The 4,188-nt window shown below is 70.4% G+C and carries 7 protein-coding genes; 2 read left to right on the top strand and 5 right to left on the bottom strand.

Going from position 1 to position 4,188, the window contains the following annotated elements:
• Nucleotides 1–100 (bottom strand): biotin carboxylase N-terminal domain-containing protein (locus ACZ64A_RS36815; protein WP_157847070.1); only part of this gene is annotated, 100 nt, incomplete at its 3' end.
• 379 nt (nucleotides 101–479) lie between these two features.
• Between ACZ64A_RS36815 and ACZ64A_RS36810 the strand changes: the two genes are divergently transcribed.
• A complete protein-coding gene (locus ACZ64A_RS36810; protein ID WP_469816402.1) occupies nucleotides 480–950 on the top strand; it encodes a hypothetical protein in 471 nt (156 codons plus the stop codon).
• On the opposite strand, the gene ACZ64A_RS36805 is transcribed toward ACZ64A_RS36810, so the two are convergent.
• Together ACZ64A_RS36805 and mmpB are read right to left on the bottom strand one after the other, a co-directional pair.
• Nucleotides 919–1,539, bottom strand: a complete 621-nt coding sequence (locus tag ACZ64A_RS36805) for a Maf family protein (RefSeq protein ID WP_469816401.1) — start codon at nucleotides 1,537–1,539, stop codon at nucleotides 919–921. The two genes, ACZ64A_RS36810 and ACZ64A_RS36805, sit on opposite strands and share 32 nt — an antisense overlap.
• A gap of 94 nt (nucleotides 1,540–1,633) precedes the next feature.
• Entirely contained in the window at nucleotides 1,634–1,762 is a 129-nt protein-coding gene (mmpB, locus tag ACZ64A_RS36800; protein ID WP_361639406.1) for a morphogenic membrane protein MmpB, read from the bottom strand.
• Nucleotides 1,763–1,877: 115 nt separating this feature from the next.
• On the opposite strand from mmpB, the gene ACZ64A_RS36795 reads away from it, so the two are divergent.
• Nucleotides 1,878–3,011: an SGNH/GDSL hydrolase family protein gene (locus ACZ64A_RS36795; protein WP_469816399.1), complete on the top strand. Its 1,134-nt coding sequence runs from the start codon at nucleotides 1,878–1,880 to the stop codon at nucleotides 3,009–3,011.
• 9 nt (nucleotides 3,012–3,020) lie between these two features.
• Here ACZ64A_RS36795 and ACZ64A_RS36790 read toward each other — a convergent pair whose 3' ends face one another.
• Nucleotides 3,021–3,227, bottom strand: a complete 207-nt coding sequence (locus tag ACZ64A_RS36790; RefSeq protein ID WP_469816397.1) for an acyl-CoA carboxylase epsilon subunit — start codon at nucleotides 3,225–3,227, stop codon at nucleotides 3,021–3,023.
• A 10-nt stretch (nucleotides 3,228–3,237) separates the two neighbouring features.
• A partial coding sequence (locus ACZ64A_RS36785; protein WP_469816395.1) for an acyl-CoA carboxylase subunit beta occupies nucleotides 3,238–4,188 on the bottom strand: 951 nt, incomplete at its 5' end.

Below are 4,188 nucleotides of genomic sequence, written 5' to 3'. Positions count from 1 at the left end.
GGTCGGCGTAGACGGCCACGCTCGCGATCCCCGCGTCCCGGCACGCCCGGGCCACGCGGACAGCGATTTCGCCACGGTTGGCGATGAGCACCTTGCGCACGATTGAGGCTCCCTCCTTGAAACAAGCCGAGTTTAGGGACTGCCGACACGACACTTCGACCCGTCCCCAATGGTGAGCTTGCCCACACGGAGCGTGATTCGAGGCTCGCTCGACCCGCGAAATCCCTTGTCCCACCGCTATACGCAGGACTCCTCCGGGAAACCCTAGCCCTCATCTGTGGTCAAGGTCTCTGTGAGAGCGTGCCGCGCAACACTCCGATTCTTTGTCGAGTCCCTACGAATGGCCCAATGGTTCCTTGGCATGCGCAGGACCCTTGTCCCCGGGTTTACCGGTTAGTAGCGTTCGCGCTGTATCGCACGTACTCGGGGTAACGGTGGCGTGGCCGGATCGAGCCGCGCTCGAAGGTGGGTGGGCGACCGTGGTGCGCAGGCCGGTGGCATGGGTGGTGGCGCTCGTGCTCTTCTTCGAGGCATTCGGGGTGGCCGGGTTCAACTGGTTCCTCGGCCATGTCGTCGACAGACAGCACATGTCCCTGGCCGGCCTGGACCCGGATGTGATGGCGACGTCCTCGAAGATCGGCGGCGTCGCCTTCGGGCTCTACTTCCTGCTGTGCGGGGTGGTCGCCCTGCTCGTCGCCGTACGCAACCGGGCGCCCGCCGGATTCGGCCGCATCGTGCTGATCAGCGCCGCCGTGGTGCACGGGATGCTGGGCGCGTTCGTCTGGGGACTGGTCGGCTTCGGCGCGTTCGCCTTCATGATCGTCATGCTCGCCCTGATCGTGCTGCTCCTCGTCACCTACGACGCCGAGCCGGCCCCCGCGGAGGGGGCCGGTGACGACCCGGGTGACGGCACGCCCGTCACTCCTCCGGCGACGCCCACAACTCCGTGATGCCGACGCCCAGTTCCGCCAGCAGGCGGCGCACCAACGGCAGGCTGATGCCGATGACGTTGCCGTGGTCGCCCTCGATGCCGTCGATGAACGGCGCCGAGCGCCCGTCCAGGGTGAAGGCGCCGGCGACGTAGAGCGGCTCGCCGGAGGCGACGTACGCGGCGATCTCGTCGTCCGTCGGCTCGCCGAAGCGGACGACGGTGGAGGCGGTGGCGGAGACGTACCGCTTCGCCTGTGTGTCCCAGACGCAGTGGCCCGTCTGGAGGATCCCGGCGCGCCCGCGCATCGCCTTCCAGCGGGCCGTGGCCTCCTCGGCGTCCGCGGGCTTGCCCAGGGCCCGGCCGTCCAGCTCCAGGACCGAGTCGCAGCCGATCACCAGCGCGCCCTGGACCTCGGGCTTCGCGGCGACGACGGACGCCTTGGCCTCGGCGAGGGCCAGGGCCAGTTCGGCGGGGGTCGGGGCGGTCACGGCGTCCTCGTCGACGCCGCTGACGATCACCTCGGGATCGAGTCCGGCCTGCCGGAGCAGTCCGAGCCGGGCGGGTGACTGGGAGGCGAGCACGAGTCGGCGGCGCGGCTGATCTGTCATGCGGTCAGCGTAGCCGCGGGCGTGCCACGGCTGTGGCCACCGGTGTCGTCACCGGCGCCACTGGTGTCGTCACGGTGTCGTCACCCGTGCGCGCTCACCTCACCCCGATCACGATCATCGCGAGCACCATGGCCAGCGCCATGAGAACGCCGAGCCGCCGCAGTTTCTCCTGCATCTCCCGCAGTTCTTCCGGCGGCTCGTTCTCGGGGTCGGACCACAGCATGCCTTCCATCGTCCGGCGGCGTCCTCGCAGGTCGCCTGAGTACGCATACTCATCTTCTCCTAACGGTGCTACAGTCCCATTTGTAAAAGGGACTTCAGTTCCGTTTGGAGGCGTCATGTTCACTGCTGCCTGGACCGCGTCACCCCAGCAGCCCACCGAGGGCTTCACCCCGAACTGGTCGCGCGAGGGCTTCTGGCGCCAGTCGCTGCGCCAGGTCGTCCGGCTGAGCGCGGGCGGCGGCCGGGTCCGCGTCCGGCTCTCGCACACCTACGGCACCTCCCCGCTGCGCATCGCGGGCGCGACCGTGGCCCGCGCGGCCCAGGGCGCGTCGGTCGAGCCCGGGTCGCTGCGGCGGCTCACCTTCGGCGGGGCGTCCGCCGTGGAGATCCCGGCGCGCGGTCAGGCGGTCAGCGATCCGGCCGAGCTGGCCCTCGCCGCGGGAGAGTCGCTGACGGTCACCCTCCACTTCGATACGGCGACCGGCCCGGCGACCTTCCACGCACAGGCCTTCACCCGCAGCCACCGGGGTCCCGGTGACCTGCTCACGGCGGTTGAGGGCTCCGCGTTCCCCGAGGCCACCGAGTCCTGGTACGTGCTGTCCGCCGTCGAGACCGACGCCGGCCGCACCGACGGCATCGCCCTGCTCGGCGACTCCATCACCGACGGCTTCGGCTCCACACCCGGCACCGACCGCCGCTGGCCGGACGCGCTCGCCGCGCGCACCGGACGGCCCGTCCTGAACGCCGGAATCGGCGGCAACCTGCTGCTCAACGACTCCGCCTGGTACGGCGAGCGAGCCCTCCACCGCCTGACCAGGGACGTCCTGGACCACCCCGGTGTGGACACGCTCGTCGTCCTGCTCGGCCTGAACGACATCGGCTTCAGCGAGACCGACGAGCAGCCCACCTACAAGCCGGCGCCCGTCGTCCCGGCCGCCGAACTGATCGAGGGGCACCGCCGGCTGATCCATGAGGCCCGCGAGGGCGGCCTGCGGCGGGTGATCGGCGCGACCCTGCTGCCCTTCGCCGGCTCGGACCACTGGGGCGAGCGCGCGGCCAAGACGAGCCACGAGCTGAACGAATGGATCCGCACCTCGGGCGCGTACGACGCGGTGGCCGACCTGCACCGCGCCCTGGCCGACCCCCGTGACGGAGACCGGCTGCACCCGGCGTACGACTTCGGCGATCACCTGCACCCGAACGACGCGGGATACGTGGTGATGGCCGAAGCCGTCGCGGACGTGCTGTGAGACGGAGGGTCAGGCGGGCCAGTAGGTGCGCGACCACGACGTGGGGCCGGGCTGGGGGACGCGCCGGCCGGCGAGGCGGGCCGGGTCGGCCCAGGAGTCACGCGGCGAAGGCGCGCCGGGCGGCGTGGCGGCCGCCGCCGCGGCGCGGGCGCGGACCACCGCCAGTGCGGCGGCCAGCTCCTCGGGGGTGGGGTTGCCCCGGACGACCTTGATCACAGCTGCTCCTTTACAGGGGGATGTTGCCGTGCTTCTTCGGGGGCAGGGTTTCCCGTTTGGTGCGCAGTTGACGCAGGCCGCGGACGATGTGGCGGCGGGTGTCGGAGGGTTTGATCACGGCGTCGATGTAGCCGCGTTCGGCGGCGATGTAGGGGTTGAGGAGGGCGTCCTCGTATTCGCGGATGAGGCGGGCGCGTACCGCTTCCAGGTCCTGGCCGGATGTTTCGGCTTCGGCGAGGGTGCGGCGGTGGAGGATGTTGACGGCGCCCTGGGCGCCCATGACGGCGATCTGGGCGGTGGGCCAGGCGAGGTTGAGGTCGGCGCCGAGGTGTTTGGAGCCCATGACGTCGTAGGCGCCGCCGAAGGCCTTGCGGGTGATGACGGTGATCAGGGGGACGGTGGCTTCGGCGTAGGCGTAGATGAGTTTGGCGCCGCGGCGGATGATGCCGTCGTGTTCCTGGTCGACGCCGGGCAGGAAGCCGGGGACGTCGACGAAGGTGATCACGGGCAGGTTGAAGGCGTCGCAGGTGCGTACGAAGCGGGCGGCCTTCTCGGAGGCGGCGATGTCGAGGCAGCCGGCGAACTGCATCGGCTGGTTGGCGACGATGCCGACGGGGTGGCCTTCGACGCGGCCGAAGCCGGTGAGGATGTTCGGGGCGAACAGGGCCTGGGTCTCGAAGAACTCGGCGTCGTCCAGGACGTGTTCGATGACGGTGTGCATGTCGTAGGGCTGGTTCGCGGAGTCCGGGACCAGGGTGTCCAGTTCCTCGTCCTCGCCGGTGAGCGTCAGGTCGGCTTCCTCGGGGAAGGCGGGGGGCTCGGAGAGGTTGTTGGAGGGCAGGTAGGACAGCAGCTGCTTGACGTACTCGATGGCGTCTTTTTCGTCGCCGGCCATGTGGTGGGCGACGCCGGAGGCGCTGTTGTGGGTGCGGGCGCCGCCGAGTTCTTCGAAGCCGACGTC

Source organism: Streptomyces sp. NPDC104814 (assembly GCF_055583185.1).
This window is presented reverse-complemented; position numbering and strand designations above follow the sequence as displayed.